The following is a 15,333-nucleotide window of genomic DNA, read 5'->3' as shown; positions in this document are numbered from 1 at the left end:
CGATCAGTCAACACTTCGGCACACTCAGCGTTGCCTTGTATACAACACACCATAATCAAGAGGCCTACCATGGCGGCTGCCAGCATCCACTACCCCTGGTACAAAAAAGAAGATACCGACGCGTTCTTCGCCCTGTTCCAAAACAATATTGCCAACTTTGTCATTATCGCCATCACCATGTTGGGCATGGGATTCCCCTCATCCATTGTCTATGGGCAGGTGCTGCCGGGAGCGGCAGTCGCGGTCATGGTGGGTAATTTCTACTATGCATGGAGCGCGGCAAGATTGGCCCGTAAGGAGAACCGTGCCGATGTAACGGCGCTCTCTTACGGTATCTCAACGCCGGTCATGTTTGTGTTTCTATTCGGCGTACTGCTGCCCGCCAAACAGCTCACCGGTGATGCTGAAATGGCCTGGAAAGTTGCGGTCGCCGCCTGTTTTATCAGCGGCGCTATCGAAGCCGCGATCAGCGTGGTTGGCCGCTGGGTGCAGTATCACCTGCCCCGCGCCGCGATGCTGGGCGCCGTTGCCGGTGTCGCCCTGACGTTTATCGCCGGTGAAATGCTGTTCAAAACCCTGGAAATGCCGATTATTGGCCTGCTGGTGTTAGCGATCATTATTGTTGGCCTGGTCGCCAGAGTGAGCATGCCGTTTAAACTGCCCACCTCGCTATTCGCCATCATCGTCGGTACTGCCATGGCCTATTTGATTGGCGATGCCGGTACCGAACGCTTTAGCGATGCCTTTACCCACCTAGGCTTTTACCCGCTGCTTCCCAATCTAGCCTGGTTTGAAGGGCTGGGTTTACTGTTCACCAGCATGCTCGCAGTCTTGACCGTCGTTCTGCCGATCACGCTGTATAACGCCATTGAGACGATGAACAACGTCGAGGCGATGGAGGCGGCAGGCGATAAGTACGATGTGCGCGAGTGTCAGGCGGTTGATGGCGCCGGTACCATGATTGGCGCCCTGTTTGGCGGCGTGTTTCCAACCACGGTTTATATAGCTACCGTGGGGGCCAAGTGGATGGGCGCAGGCCGAGGCTACAGCCTTCTCAACGGTGCTGTTTATGCGCTGGCTACCATGTTTGGTTTAATCGCCGCCCTGGCCGCGATTATTCCCGTTTCGGTGGTGGCACCGATTTTGGTCTTTGTCGGCATGTCGATGATTGCCACCGCGTTTCAGGCCAACGACACACGCTACTACCCTGCTGTGGCGCTGGCCATGCTGCCCTACTTCGCCAACTACGTGATGACGCGCTTTAACCGCGGGGCTGGTGAAGTCGTCACCGACATATCCAGTGCCATTGTGGTAATGGGCCAAGGGGCTATGTTTATGGCCATTCTGCTGGGCGCAATGACAGTATCGGTAATTGACCATCAGTTCCGACGTGCGGCCGCCTTCGCAGCCATTGCCGCGGGCTTTTCCTTCGTCGGGCTGATGCATGCCCCCGAGCTGTCACTCAATGCTTCCCCAGAGTTCGCGATGGGCTACTTAGGGATGGCGCTGCTGTTTATCTATTTCTCCTTTCAGGAAGCTGGGCGCCTGCGTTAATTAACGAATCCCGCCTGCCGATGCGGGCGGGACAAAATACGCCGCATGACCTGCCACGCCATCAAGCCCGCCAGCAGGTTGCCTATGGCCGCGCCCGCCGCCAGCCCCCACCAACCGAAGAACTGTGAACCCAACCAGAGGCAGGGCAGATAGCAAACAAACAGCCGAGCGCTGGATAGCAGCATCGCTCGCAGCGGCCAACCTAAGGCATTTCCCGCCGAGACCACTAGCATGCAAACGCCCAGCGCGGCGTAGCTAGGCAGCAGAAAGCGAATCAGCAGAGCCAGCTCGTTTTGTACTTCAGGATTACCCGCTAAAGCCATGGCTAGCCAGGGAGCCCCCAGGGCCAGCAACACGCCCAGACTAAGCTGCCAAACCAGCGCGACCTTGACCGCCAAGCGCATAAGCTGCTGTATCTGCCCCCAATCACCGGCGCCGTAGCAGCGCCCTAACCAAGGTGGCAGCGACATGGTCATGGCTAGAATCACCATCAGCGAGAGTGTTTCCAAACGACTCGCCAACCCCCAGGCGGCTACTTCACTTTCGCCCAGGCCCGCCACCACGGAAATTGCCAGCATCGCCGCCAAGGGCGGCATCAATTGGCTGACCATCGCGGGAGCGGCAATGCCTGTAAACGGCCGCCACGACTGTTTCGCCTCTATCCACAGCCCTAACTGCGACGCCCACTGGCGTTTTAGCAGTTTACGCGTAGTGACCAACAGCCCCACAGAGAAAGCAATTGCAGTTGCCCAGGCAGCACCGGGCAATCCCCAGCCCTGCCAATCGCCTACCCCAAAAATCAGCAAAGGGTCGAGTACAAGGTTAACAAGGCTGCTCAGCACCATCATTTTGCCCGGCAAGCGGGTATCCCCATGGGCGCGGAATACGCTATAGCTAAAATAGAGCAGCGCACCCAGCCATGCAGATAAAAGCTGAGGACCCCAGTAAATATAAATATACGAGAGCGTGGTGTCATCCGCACCCAGCAGTCGAAAAATGGGCACATGAAATAGCCACAATATGATCGCCAATAGGCCGATCACGCCACCGCCCGCCATTAACACCAAACTACTTAAGCGCCTCGCCCGCTCACCTTCCCCTGCACCTAGCGCCCGGGAAATCAGCGCGGCAATCGCAATCCCCATACCCACTTGAATGCCGATAATCAGAAATGACAGCGGAAAGGTGAACGACTGTGCAGCTAGCTGCGCAGTCCCCAAACGGGCAATAAAGGCGCTATCAACAAGTTGAAAACCCAATAGCGCCAACACCCCGATGGCCATTGGCCAGGTTTGCCGCCATAGGGTTATCGCCAACTCGCGTTGCTGCATCACAATTGCCAAGCCAACTCTCCTTTTATTCGCCTTAAACGCAAAAACGCCACCACCCCTAACGGGGTGATGGCGCTTAACTAAGAGTACTCTTTACTGACGAATACCTTCAAACGTGACGTATAGCTCAAGCTCATGCATGGATTCAGGGAAATCGCTCATGTTGATTCCGTAATCGCTCAGAGTCAGCGTGGTGCTGCCTTCGAAACCAGCGCGGTAGTTGCCCCAAGGGTCATCACCCTCACCCATCAGTTTAACCGGCATTTCAATTTCTTGAGTTTCGCCATGCAAGGTCAGATCACCGGTCAGCACACCTTCATCATCGCCCGTTGATTCAAAGCCTGTTGATGTGAAGGTAGCGGTCGGAAATTCGCTGGCGTTGAGGAAATCGTCACTCAGAATATGACGATCGCGCTCTGCGTGGTTACTGGTCAGGCTATCCACCTGTACTTCGATTTCAGCAGAAGATGCATCGAGATCTTCAGGATCGTAGGCAAATTGACCTTCAAACTCTTCAAAGCTGCCTAGAATATAGGAGAAGCCCAGGTGTGAAATTTTAAACTGAACAAAAGCGTGCTGGCCTTCTGTATCAATCTGATAATCAGCTGCCTGCGCTTGGCTCAACGGTACCAGCGCTACAGCGGCGATCGCGGATGCAAATGCGGTCTTCTTGAACATATTGAATTGCTCCTTGCTTTACTTAATAGGCACTGCGGGCAGTCAATTATCTTACCCGCAGTGGTTAGAAAAACTTGTATACAGATAACGTTATTATCTTGGTGCATCGTGACTGCCAGCATGGCTGTGCGCTGGGTTTAGCATACGTACCAAGGTTTTGTGCCGCCCTAGCCAATGATGCTTAAAAGCAGCAAGGGCGTGGCCCGCAGTTAAGATCATTAGTGCCAGTGCGCTGTACCAGTGTACGGTGCCCGCCTGGCTTGCCTGATTGGGCAAGTCATATAGCAACGCCGGCACCTCAAACCAACCGAACACACTAATGCCACTCCCATCGGCAGTAGAAATTAAATAGCCACTCACCATAACGACTAATAAAAGCACATAGAGCGCAATATGACCGAGATGGGCCGCAATAGTTTCTAATTGGCTACCCTCGGCGAAAGGCGTCGGCTGGACGAAGCGCCATACCAAACGCGCAAAGGTAGCCAACAATAGCAAAATGCCAATCGAGCGGTGTACCCAAGGCCCCTGATTATACCAAGGGTTATAATAGCCCAGGTCAGTCATCCACCAGCCCAGTACAAACAGACCAATAATGGCCAGCGCGCTTAGCCAATGAAACAGAATACTAATCAATCCCCAACCGGTGCGACTGTTACGCCACATTGTGCTATTCCTCATTTTTATCTATAGCGGCTTCAACTTAGCCAACGCGCTTATCAGATCTTGGATTACGCTATTCGTCCACGCCCAGAACCTTACCGCTAGAAGCTAATAAAAACTGCTGAAAAAAGCAGGATATTTCATTCGTAAAAACCATTGAATAACCCGATAACAACCTTTACGCAGTTCGCCTTTCTAAAAAGTCAAAGTCAATCCATTCTATAAAATCGAATAAATAGAGCAAATATAACCAATTTTATAATTTTGTTTGCGCGCTTACTATTAGCGCATGTCCTACAAGACATCCAGAAATGACCGAAAAACGGTACATAAACTTTCTATTAGAGAGCGCCAATCATGAAAAAAATGACCCTTATCACCGCTATTGCCATGACATTGACTTCTACTGCCGTTCTAGCTGAACAGGGATCTGGCGAGCTTAACCAGATTATTCAGCCTAGCTCTTCAGCGAATTACAGCACTGACAGCGTGCACCTGACACCAGCTGATTTGCCATTGTTCAACGGCGATGCGAAGAACAACATCATTGTTGCTCCGAGCTCTCACATCAATCACTCTTCCAGCAATGAAGACCAGATTGCGCTGTCAGACTTGCCTCACCGCAACGCTTCTTAAAACAAATAAGGGTGCTTTGTTTGCACAGCATATGACTCATTAGGTTTCAAAAGTACGAAAAACCCACCTTTCAAAGGTGGGTTTTCGTTACTGTACAGGATTGCTTAACATCAATTAGCCAGCCAGAACATCCAGTCCACGAGCAAGATCGCGCTGGATATCCTGCTGACTCTCAAGCCCTACCGCCACGCGGATCAGCCCTGGCGCAATACCCGCCGCATCTTTCTGAGCATCAGACAAACGCCCATGGGTAGTGGTGGCCGGATGAGTAATGGTGGATTTAACGTCACCCAAGTTACCCGTTATCGAAAGCATTCGGGTTGCATCGATCACCTGCCACGCCCCCTCTTGCCCACCTTTCACTTCAAAACCCAGCACCGCGCCAAACCCTTTCTGCTGCTGTTTGGCCAAGGCGTGCTGAGGATGATTCTCCAGGCCGCTATAAAACACATGCTTAACCGCCGGGTGGGCATCCAGCCAACGCGCTAGAGTCAAGGCATTTTCACAGTGGGCCTTCATGCGCAGCGACAGGGTTTCCAGGCCCTTGGTAAAAATCCACGCGTTGAAGGGGCTCAGACAAGGCCCGCAGGTGCGCACCACGCCGAACACTTCTTCAAGCAGCGCATGGCTACCTACCACGGCACCACCGACTGCACGGCCTTGGCCGTCCAGGTACTTGGTCGCCGAGTGGATCACTAAATCGGCGCCTAGCGCCAGCGGCTGCTGGAGCGCCGGGGTAAGAAAGCAGTTATCTATCGCCAGTAGCGCATCGTGACGCTTTGCCAACGCTGCCAGCGCTGGAATATCAGCAATTTCTGACAGCGGATTTGAGGGTGTTTCAGCAAACAGTAGCCGCGTTTTTGGAGTAATCGCCGCCTCCCAGGCTGAAATGTTGGAGAGCTCCACATAGTGCGTGGTAATACCAAACTTACCCAGGTACTTATCGAACAGACTAACCGTTGAACCAAACAGTGACCGGGAGGCAACAATCTCATCCCCTGCTGAAAGTAGCGCCAGCGCGGTAGAGAGAATAGCGGACATACCCGAGCTGGTGGCCACACAGCGCTCGCCGCCTTCAAGGGCCGCCAGACGGCGCTCAAAGGTATGCACTGTTGGGTTGGTAAAGCGCGAGTAGACGTTGCCCGGCTCCTGCCCACCAAATTTACGCGCCGCTTCTGCAGCGCTTTCGTAGACAAAGCTTGAGGTCGGAAAAATAGGCTCCGAGTGTTCCTGCTCGAAGGTGCGCTGATGGCCAGCCCGAATCGCCAGCGTCTCTAGTGACCACTCATCCTGGTGACTTTCCTGGTGATTATCATCCTGCATATGGCTTCTCTCCTAATCGTCCAGGTCATCGTCCTGATTATGCATATCAACCAGGGCATGGTCACCGGCGCTTTGATCCTTGGCGGAATCATTGCGGCTAGCTTCCAAGGCGGCCAGGTAGGCGTCGTCGATATCACCGGTCACGTAGTTGCCGTCAAACACCGAGCAATCAAACTCTTCCATTTCAGGATTCACTTCGCGGCAGGCCGCTTTTAGATCTTCCAGGTTTTGATAGAAGATACGGTCAGCGCCAATCAAATCCCCAACTTCTTCTTCGCTACGGCCATGGGCAATCAATTCAGACGCCGCTGGCATATCGATGCCGTAAACGTTAGGGAATCGCACCGGGGGCGCTGCTGAAGCAAAATAAACTTTACGCGCGCCTGCATCGCGGGCCATTTGAATGATCTGCTTACAGGTCGTGCCGCGCACAATAGAGTCGTCCACCAGCAGGACATTTTTACCCTTAAACTCAACGTCTATAGCATTGAGCTTTTGGCGTACGGATTTTTTACGCTGGGTTTGCCCCGGCATAATAAAGGTACGGCCAATATAGCGGTTCTTCATGAACCCTTCGCGGTAGGTCACACCGAGGTGCTGCGCCATTTCAAGGGCGGAGGTGCGCGACGTATCAGGGATCGGGATGACCACGTCGATATCGTGATCCAGCCACTCATTGAGGATGCGGTCACCCAGCTTGCGACCCATTTGCATACGGGTGCCGTAAACATAGGCGCCATCCAGCAGCGAATCGGGACGCGCCAGATAAACGTGCTCAAAAATACACGAACGTAGCTCGGGACGGTCAGCACATACCTGAGTATGAATATTGCCTTCAATATCGACAAAGATGGCTTCGCCAGGTGAAAGGTCGCGCTCAAGCTCAAAACCGCCCACGTCCAAGGCAACGGACTCGGAGGCGATCATCACCGCCTGCCCGTTCTCCTCTTCGCGAGTACCAAACACCACGGGTCGAATACCGAAGGGGTCGCGGAACGCCACCATGCCGAAGCCGTTAATAATCGCGACAGCAGCATAACCGCCCTTGCAGCGACGGTGAACGCGACGCACGGCGTCGAAGATATCTTCCGCTTCCAGGTGCAAACCCTGTTTGCCCAGCTCGTGAGCAAAGACATTGAGCAGCACTTCAGAATCGGAGCTGGTATTAATATGACGCAGGTCGGTAGAGAACAGCTCCTGCTTCAACTGCTCGGAGTTGGTCAGGTTGCCATTATGCGCCAGCGCAATACCGTAAGGAGAGTTAACATAGAACGGCTGTGACTCGGCTTCACTTGAAGAGCCTGCCGTCGGGTAACGCACGTGACCAATGCCTAGATTACCTTTTAGGCGGGCCATATGGCGGGTGTGAAATACATCACGTACCAAGCCGTTACTCTTGCGCAGTAGGAAGCGTCCCTCGCTCCATGTCATCATGCCGGCAGCGTCCTGGCCACGATGCTGAAGTACGGTCAGGGCATCGTAGATTCCCTGATTTACCGCCTGCTTGCCCAGAAGGCCCACTATACCGCACATTCACGTTACCTCGCTTAATGCCATGGCTTACCTAAGTCACATACCTAAGAAAGCCCGAACGTTCGTAGAATCGACTTCAGTAGCAGGTCAATCACCTGCTGGGATAACCTCACGCTCCGCCGCACCGGGCAGACGCAGTTCAGGTAGAGAGATGTTGCGCAGCGACGATGGCGCTTCTGGGAGCTCGCGATCCCACTGATCTAACTGGCTCACCGCCCAATCGCGCAGTTGAATAAAGGTTGGGCGCAGCTCAGCTTGTTGCCACGCCTGCAGTTCCGCCAGCGGTGTTAGGGTAATCAATACAGTAGCAATAAGCAGAATAACCGCTCCGCGGGCAACGCCAAAAGCGGCCCCCGCCACGCGGTTCAAAAGCCCCATGCCCACCCATTCAATCGCCGCATGCACCAAGCGAATCACTATGCCGCAAAGCAAAATAACGGCAAAAATCACCAGTATAAAAGCGAGTACCAGGCGGGCATCAAAGCTATCGATAAACCCGCTCATCAGTTCGGCCACCGGTTCGGCAAGTACTCGGGCAACCATTAAGGCAACGACCCAGGCTGCCAAACCCAATGCTTCGCGAACAAATCCTCTAACGAATCCGGCTAGCATTGATAGCGCCAGCACGGCCAAGAAAACCGCATCAATCCATGTTAACGCCATGGTTTAGTCTCTTACCCGAACAAGAAGGCCCTGCACATTGGCTCGCTCTTTGATCGAGGTCATGGCGGACTCACCCTCTTCAGAAGTGGCATAAGGGCCCACAAAGACGGTGGTCATATTATTGTCCCGCTCACGCTGATAAACAGTAAACCCCTCCCCCGAAAGTTGCTCGCTAAGGCGCTGCGCATTGCCGGGCTCACCAAAGCTGCCGACTTGCACCGCCCACTCTCCCTGAGCGCTGGCGGCGGGGGGCGAAGAGCTAGACGAGGAGCTTTGCGATGAACGTTGTGAAGAGTCCTGTGAAGAGCTTTGCGACGAGTCTTCACTGCTGCTTTGGGCGCTGCCACTATTGCTGGCAATCAGGTCAGCAATAGGGTCACTATCAGAGATTGACGGAGCTTCATCGGGCTCACTGGATCCCGCCGCCTCGGGACTGGAGGACGACTGATTAGCAGCAGCAATTTGATCGGTTTCCGGTAACCTCGGATCGACGTCAATAGGCATATCCCCCTCTTCATTACGGGGCGCTGACGATAGCGACTGCTCGCCAATGGTTGAAGGCCTTTCCGGTGCAGGAACGTCACGGCGCTCCACTTCAACGGGTTGCTCGATCACAAAGTTCGGCTGGGGACGCTCTTCCCTAGGCGCGGGGTCGCTCATTAACCACGGCACAAAGATCGCCAGTAGCGCGAGTAGAATCACAATACCGCTAATGCGTTCCGTTTTACCGTATTTCATTTCCGTCTCCATCAAGCGACACAGCGCCTGTTGGCAGTGGCCGAGCTAACAGTGCCGCTACTGTAAAGAACGACCCGGTGGCCAAGACACGATCATTGGGCGTTAACACGTTAGCGAGCCAATCGACGCCAGCTTGCGGCGAATCAGCGCGAAAATGCACTCGCCCTCCCTGAGCTATAATACGTTGCGACAACTCGCTTGCCTGGCAACCTCGCTCCCCACTCAGCGAAACGCATACCCAATCACTAATACGAGACGCTAACGCCTGTATGACACCGTCAATATCCTTATCATTCAACATGCCGATAAGGCCCCACTGTCGGCCATCTTCCGGCGGTCGCGGCAAGTGGCGAACGACATACTCGGCGGCATGAGGATTATGCCCCACATCCAGGCACCAAGGCCCAATCCACTGCAGCCGCCCTGGCAACTGCACAGAACTCAGCGCTGCTTGCACGCGCGCCACTTCTAACCCAAGCCCTGCAAGCACAAGCGCCTGCAAAGCAGTGGCGGCGTTATCAACAGGCAGCCCCGGTTCGGGAAGGTCATCAATTACAATGCGTTGCCCATCCACATGCTGCCCCTGCCAGCACCATCGAGAAGGCTCAGAGTCCATCGCCTTATGGGCAAATTGCTGGCCCAAACCAAACATAGGCGCTGCTAGTACCTGAGCACATTCAGCCACACTGGAAGGTAAGGTTTGACTGCCTAACACGGCGGGTCGATTGGCCCGAAAAATACCCGCTTTCTCACGGCCAATCTGGGTTAAATCGGTGCCTAAAAAGTTAGCGTGATCCTGAGCAATAGTGGTAACAATGGCCACGTCCGCATCAATAATATTGACTGCATCAAGGCGACCACCCAGCCCCACTTCGAGGACCGCAAGATCCAGCTTGGCATTGGCCAAGCACCACAGCCCGCACAGTGTACCCGCTTCAAAATAGGTCAGACTGATTTCACCGCCTTGCAATCGCGCACGCTCAACCTGCTCAAAACCTTGCACCAGCAATTGATCGTCGGCTTCCTGGCCGTCGATTTTAACGCGTTCGTTGTAGCGCAATAAATGGGGAGAGGTGTAGGTACCCACTCGCCAACCATGGGCACGGGCAACGCTATCAATCATGGCAAGGGTTGAGCCCTTGCCATTGGTGCCTGCTACCGTAATGACCCGGGGGGCGATGGGGCTTGAAAGCAGCCCCATCCGCTTGGCAACCTGCGAGACCCGCTCCAGGCCCATATCTATCCCTACCGGATGCAGCGTTTCCAAATGCTGGAGCCACTGCTGCAAAGAGTAGAGCGGCAAAGAAGGTGTCTGTAGAGAGTCAGGCATTGCGTGAATGGTCATCACTCTTAGCGGTACTGGTGTCCTTCTGGGGCGCTTCAACCTTCTCAAAGGTGACGTCAGCAGTTTCCGCTAAGGTATCTTCCTCAACGATAGGCTCAACAACCTCCGCATCATCAGGATTGGTCGAACTCACCGGGGTTGCGTCGTGATGCGTTAACTTACGCAGCACGCTGCCCACGCGGGCACGCATTTCATGACGATGAACGATCATGTCGACAGTACCATGCTCAAGCAGAAACTCGCTGCGCTGGAACCCCTCTGGCAAGGTTTCACGCACCGTTTGCTCGATAACCCGCGGGCCGGCAAAACCAATCAAGGCATTGGGTTCGGCAATATTCAAGTCACCCAACATGGCTAGTGAGGCTGAAACACCGCCGAAGACGGGATCCGTAAGCACAGAAATATACGGCACACCCGCTTGTTTGAGCTTTTCAAGCGCGGCGGATGTTTTAGCCATCTGCATCAACGAGAAAAGCGCTTCCTGCATGCGGGCACCACCGGAGGCGGCAAAGCATACCAGCGGGATATTCTCTTCCAGCGCCAGAGTAGCGGCGCGAACAAACTTCTCGCCAACTACGGCCCCCATTGAGCCGCCCATAAAGGTGAACTCAAAGGCAACGGCGACCACCGGCAAACCGTCCAACTCACCGCGCATAGCGACCAGCGCATCTTTCTCGCCGGTATCTTTTTGCGCCGCGGTCAGGCGGTCTTTGTATTTTTTAGAGTCGCGAAACTTCAACCGATCATTAGGTTCGATTTCCGCCGCGATCTCTTCGCGTCCTGCTTTATCCAAGAACCAGTCCAAGCGTTTGCGTGCAGTCAAGCGCAGATGGTGATCGCACTTGGGACAGACGCTGTTATGTTTCTCTAGCTCAGGGAGGTAGAGAACCGCTTCGCACTTGGGACATTTACGCCAGAGGCCGTCGGGCACGCTAGCGCGACGGTCTTTACGCTGGATGCGACCCATAGAGGGTACGATCTTGTCTAACCAGCTCATATCAAAAAGGCTTCCGTTATACGTCAACGCCTGGCAGAACCAGGCTCGATGAGTGTCGTGAATCTATTCAGTATAGGCGATAAAGCATTTTGCCTTAGGCATCCATCGCCGTACGCATCTCTGCTAATACACTTTTCAACTGGCCCGCAATGGTTTCCGGCGCATCGACGCTTTCAGCGATACGGTTAACCAAAGCGCTACCTACAATCACACCATCGGCGACTTTAGCTACTTCTGCGGCCGTCACACCGTCGCGGATACCGAAACCAACACATAGCGGTAAATCGGTCATCCCCCGCAGCGGCGCCAAATGCTCAGCCACATCGTCTGCGTTCAGGGTGGCGGCACCGGTCACGCCTTTCAGCGAAACGTAGTAGAGGTAGCCCTCGCCATGGGCGCATATTGTAGCGGCACGCTCATTAGAAGTGGTAGGTGCAACGAGAAAAATCGCCGCTAAATCCCGCGATTTCAGCAGCGGCCCAATCTCGTCGGCCTCTTCAGGTGGCATATCCACAATCAGCACACCGTCAACGCCCACGCTGGCGGCTTGATCGGCAAAGTTTTCGTAGCCGATACGCTCAATGGGATTCAAGTAGCCCATTAACACAACCGGTGTGGTGGTATCGGTTTGGCGGAACTCTTTGACCATCTGCATAAGGTCAATCAGCCGTGTGCCCTGCTTTAACGCACGTTCACAGGCTTTTTGAATCACCGGGCCATCCGCCATGGGGTCGGAAAAAGGCACGCCTAGCTCAATCACATCAGCGCCTGCTTCCACCAGGGCATGCATAAACCCCACGGTGTACTGCGGCGCTGGATCACCTGCGGTGATGTAAGGAATCAGGGCCTTGCGTCCCTGCTGCTTAAGTTCACTGAAACGCTGATCAATACGGTTCATGCTCGCCCTTAAAAAAGCTGACCTTAAAATTCGATGCCATCAATCTTAGCAACGGTCATGATGTCTTTGTCGCCACGCCCGGAGAGGTTAACCACGATATGCTGGTCAGGACGCATGGTAGGCGCCAATACCTTGGCATGAGCCAGCGCATGGGCCGACTCAAGGGCGGGCATAATGCCTTCCATGTGGGTCAGCTCACGGAACGCTTCGAGCACTTCTTTATCGTTAGCGGCCACATAGGAGACCCGCCCCACGTCTTTCCACAGCGCGTGCTCTGGGCCTACGCCAGGATAATCCAGGCCGGCTGAAATGGAGTGCGTATCCGACACCTGCCCGGCTTCATCTGACATTAAGTAGGTGCGGTTACCGTGGAGCACGCCTCGCGGCGCATTGGATGCCAACGGCGCCGCGTGACGGCCGGTTTCAACGCCATCGCCACCGGCTTCAACGCCGTACATGGCCACGTCGTCATCTTCCACGAAGGGGTAGAACAGACCCAAGGCGTTAGAGCCACCGCCCACACAGGCAATCAGTGCGTCAGGTAAACGGCCGATCTGCTCCAGCGACTGACGGCGCGCTTCGCGCCCTACTACGGCGTTGAAATCGCGCACCAGCAGCGGATAAGGGTGCGGGCCGGCCACGGTACCGATGATATAGAAGGTGTTGTCAACGTTGGTGACCCAGTCACGCAGCGCTTCGTTCATGGCGTCTTTGAGGGTGCGGGTACCTGACTCTACCGGAATGACCCGGGCGCCCAATAGGCGCATACGGTACACGTTCAGCTTTTGGCGCTGGACGTCTTCAGCCCCCATATAAACGTCGCACTCAAGCCCTAAGCGAGCGGCGACGGTTGCCGAGGCAACGCCATGCTGGCCCGCCCCGGTTTCCGCGATAATGCGTGGCTTGCCGGTTTTTTTGGCCAGCAGCGCCTGACCAATGGTGTTGTTTACCTTATGAGCGCCAGTGTGATTCAGATCTTCCCGCTTCAACCAAATCTGTGCACCGCCAAGACTCGCCGACCAGCGTTTGGCGTGGTAGAGCGGCGATGGACGCCCCACATAGTGGGCAAGATCGTAGTCAAACTCAGCCTGAAAGTCGGGGTCATCACGCAAGCTTGAGTACGTTTTCTCCAACTCTTCCAACGCAAAGCTCAGGGTCTCTGACACAAATCGACCGCCGTAAGGGCCAAAATGACCGCGGGCATCCGGCATTTGGGTCAGATCACTGAACTTGGTTTTTGGTGCAGGCGTCGCAGAAACAGTCACAGGGATACCTCACAAGATCGCCAGAACAGGCAAACAATAAATGAATCGTCGTAAACACGTAGCTCGATAAAATACCTATAAGCAATACGTATAAATTACACACAAACTAGTCGCACATAAACGGCGAACGCTAACGGGTGTCGGCTAATGCCACTTGACGCACGAAACACGCCATCTTGTCAGCATCTTTACAGCCGTGGGAGGCTTCAATACCGCCAGACACATCCACGGCATAGGGCGCTACCTGACGCACAGCGTCAGCAATGTTATCAGCACTCAACCCACCGGCGAGGATAACAGGTTTTGCAAGATTTGCGGGGATTCTCGACCAATCAAAGGTCTCCCCCGTGCCCCCTGGCGTTCCCGGCCGATAAGCGTCAAGCAGCAGCGCCTGGGCGTGATGATAGCGCTCTGCCTCCTGAGCAAGATCTATCGCATCGCGCATGCGCAGCGCTTTCATCCAGGGTAGCGAAAAGCGCTGGCATTCATCGGGCGATTCATTGCCGTGAAATTGAAGCATATCGAGATAGGGCAAGCACTGTTCAATGAGCTCTGCAGGCTGGTCGACAAACAGCCCCACGCGGGTCACAAAGGCGGGCACGCGGGCAGAGAGCGCCGCCAGCTGTTCGACATTCACGCTGCGCGCACTTTTTGGCCACATAACGAAACCCAAGGCGTCCACGCCCAGCGCCACGGCGCGGTCAATATCCTCACCACGCGTAAAACCGCAGAACTTGATGCGGGTGCGGGTTAGCGGAGCAGTACTCATGACGACGCCTCCTGTTCAGGGGTAGCTGCCGGGTTACGCAGCGAGCGATTGCGCCGATAAGCCACCCGGGGCGTATCAGGAAGCTCGCGCTCCCCCGTCCACTCTCCGGTAAAAGAGAGCAAATGCGGCCCCAAAGGCTCTTTAGGCAAATCAAAGCGCTCATCGTAAACCGAATCGACAAAATGCAGTCCACAGGCAGGCGCCGTCACATCCCCTTTGCGCCGGTTTTTAAGCGCTAAAAGTTCACCAATATAAGCTTCATCTTGGGCACCACGTCCGACACTCACCAGCGCCCCGGCAATGTTGCGAATCATATGGTGCAAGAACGCGTTGCCTTGAATATCGATCATCACCAGCTGGCCGTACCGCTTCACGTCCACAAAGTGCATATGACGCCAGGGGGTTTTGGATTGACAGCCAGCGGCACGGAAGCTGGAAAAATCGTGCTCGCCTACCAACGCCTGGGCGGCCCGGTGCATGGCATCGGCGTCTAAGGGGTCACGGCACCAAGTCACATTGGCCCGCTCCAACACCGGACGGCTTATCTGATTCAGCAGCACGTAGCGGTAGCGCCGCCCCAAGGCGCACAGGCGGGAATGAAAGTCGTCGCCCACTGGTTTCACCCAGCGCACGGCTATGTCGCGAGGTAACTGGGTATTGGCACCAAAAATCCAGGCTTTCTCAGAACGCCCCGCGGTGGGGTCAAAATGCACGATTTGGCGCGTGGCATGCACGCCCGAATCAGTGCGACCGCTGGCATGCACCTGAATAGGCTCATTGGCCACCTTGGACAGCGCAGCCTCTAACGAAGCCTGGACAGATGCGGCGTGCTTAAGGCGCTGGAAACCACAGTACTGGGTACCGTCGTACTCGATACCCATTGCCAAACGGCCAGTAAGCGGAATTTTCTCATCGAAGTGATAGAACAGCGTCATCAAGC

The 15,333-nt window shown here is 54.8% G+C and carries 15 protein-coding genes; 2 read left to right on the top strand and 13 right to left on the bottom strand.

Going from position 1 to position 15,333, the window contains the following annotated elements:
* Positions 1-69 precede the first annotated feature (69 nt).
* The gene (locus KF947_RS21760) at positions 70-1,554 is read left to right on the top strand and encodes an NCS2 family permease (RefSeq protein ID WP_227405100.1); all 1,485 of its coding nucleotides are present in this window, start codon (positions 70-72) and stop codon (positions 1,552-1,554) included.
* On the opposite strand, the gene KF947_RS21755 is transcribed toward KF947_RS21760, so the two are convergent.
* The 3 genes from KF947_RS21755 to KF947_RS21745 form a co-directional block, all read right to left on the bottom strand.
* Positions 1,551-2,885 (bottom strand): MATE family efflux transporter, encoded by a 1,335-nt coding sequence (locus KF947_RS21755; protein ID WP_223288779.1) that lies wholly within the window; start codon positions 2,883-2,885, stop codon positions 1,551-1,553. The genes KF947_RS21760 and KF947_RS21755 overlap by 4 nt on opposite strands.
* 93 nt (positions 2,886-2,978) lie before the next feature.
* On the bottom strand, positions 2,979-3,563 hold the full coding sequence (locus KF947_RS21750) for a YceI family protein (RefSeq protein WP_227405098.1): 585 nt from the start codon (positions 3,561-3,563) through the stop codon (positions 2,979-2,981).
* 93 nt (positions 3,564-3,656) lie between these two features.
* Entirely contained in the window at positions 3,657-4,229 is a 573-nt protein-coding gene (locus KF947_RS21745; RefSeq protein WP_227405097.1) for a cytochrome b, read from the bottom strand.
* 354 nt (positions 4,230-4,583) lie between these two features.
* Between KF947_RS21745 and KF947_RS21740 the strand changes: the two genes are divergently transcribed.
* Positions 4,584-4,862: a hypothetical protein gene (locus tag KF947_RS21740; protein WP_227405096.1), complete on the top strand. Its 279-nt coding sequence runs from the start codon at positions 4,584-4,586 to the stop codon at positions 4,860-4,862.
* A 114-nt stretch (positions 4,863-4,976) separates the two neighbouring features.
* Here the strand turns inward: KF947_RS21740 and KF947_RS21735 are convergent, their stop codons facing one another.
* The 10 genes from KF947_RS21735 to truA form a co-directional block, all read right to left on the bottom strand.
* Positions 4,977-6,185 carry an O-succinylhomoserine sulfhydrylase gene (locus KF947_RS21735; protein ID WP_133730697.1) on the bottom strand — a complete coding sequence of 403 codons (1,209 nt, stop codon included), beginning with the start codon at positions 6,183-6,185 and terminating at the stop codon, positions 4,977-4,979.
* Between the two features lie 12 nt (positions 6,186-6,197).
* Positions 6,198-7,718 (bottom strand): amidophosphoribosyltransferase, encoded by a 1,521-nt coding sequence (gene purF, locus KF947_RS21730; protein WP_227405095.1) that lies wholly within the window; start codon positions 7,716-7,718, stop codon positions 6,198-6,200.
* A gap of 87 nt (positions 7,719-7,805) precedes the next feature.
* Positions 7,806-8,381 (bottom strand): CvpA family protein, encoded by a 576-nt coding sequence (locus KF947_RS21725; RefSeq protein WP_133730696.1) that lies wholly within the window; start codon positions 8,379-8,381, stop codon positions 7,806-7,808.
* A 3-nt stretch (positions 8,382-8,384) separates the two neighbouring features.
* A complete protein-coding gene (locus tag KF947_RS21720; protein ID WP_133730695.1) occupies positions 8,385-9,119 on the bottom strand; it encodes an SPOR domain-containing protein in 735 nt (244 codons plus the stop codon).
* A complete protein-coding gene (gene folC, locus KF947_RS21715) occupies positions 9,106-10,464 on the bottom strand; it encodes a bifunctional tetrahydrofolate synthase/dihydrofolate synthase (RefSeq protein ID WP_227405094.1) in 1,359 nt (452 codons plus the stop codon). Before folC ends, KF947_RS21720 begins: the two co-directional genes overlap by 14 nt.
* On the bottom strand, positions 10,442-11,461 hold the full coding sequence (gene accD / locus KF947_RS21710) for an acetyl-CoA carboxylase, carboxyltransferase subunit beta (RefSeq protein ID WP_133730694.1): 1,020 nt from the start codon (positions 11,459-11,461) through the stop codon (positions 10,442-10,444). The genes folC and accD overlap by 23 nt, the downstream gene beginning before the upstream one ends.
* A 94-nt stretch (positions 11,462-11,555) precedes the next feature.
* Positions 11,556-12,359, bottom strand: a complete 804-nt coding sequence (gene trpA, locus KF947_RS21705) for a tryptophan synthase subunit alpha (protein WP_133730693.1) — start codon at positions 12,357-12,359, stop codon at positions 11,556-11,558.
* Between the two features lie 23 nt (positions 12,360-12,382).
* On the bottom strand, positions 12,383-13,570 hold the full coding sequence (gene trpB, locus KF947_RS21700; RefSeq protein ID WP_208862649.1) for a tryptophan synthase subunit beta: 1,188 nt from the start codon (positions 13,568-13,570) through the stop codon (positions 12,383-12,385).
* Positions 13,571-13,754: 184 nt separating this feature from the next.
* Positions 13,755-14,393: a phosphoribosylanthranilate isomerase gene (locus tag KF947_RS21695; RefSeq protein WP_227405093.1), complete on the bottom strand. Its 639-nt coding sequence runs from the start codon at positions 14,391-14,393 to the stop codon at positions 13,755-13,757.
* The gene (truA, locus tag KF947_RS21690) at positions 14,390-15,328 is read right to left on the bottom strand and encodes a tRNA pseudouridine(38-40) synthase TruA (RefSeq protein WP_227405092.1); all 939 of its coding nucleotides are present in this window, start codon (positions 15,326-15,328) and stop codon (positions 14,390-14,392) included. Before truA ends, KF947_RS21695 begins: the two co-directional genes overlap by 4 nt.
* Positions 15,329-15,333: the final 5 nt, after the last annotated feature.

It is taken from the genome of Halomonas sp. FeN2, assembly GCF_020595105.1.
Classification (GTDB): Bacteria; Pseudomonadota; Gammaproteobacteria; order Pseudomonadales; family Halomonadaceae; genus Vreelandella; species Vreelandella neptunia.
This window is presented reverse-complemented; position numbering and strand designations above follow the sequence as displayed.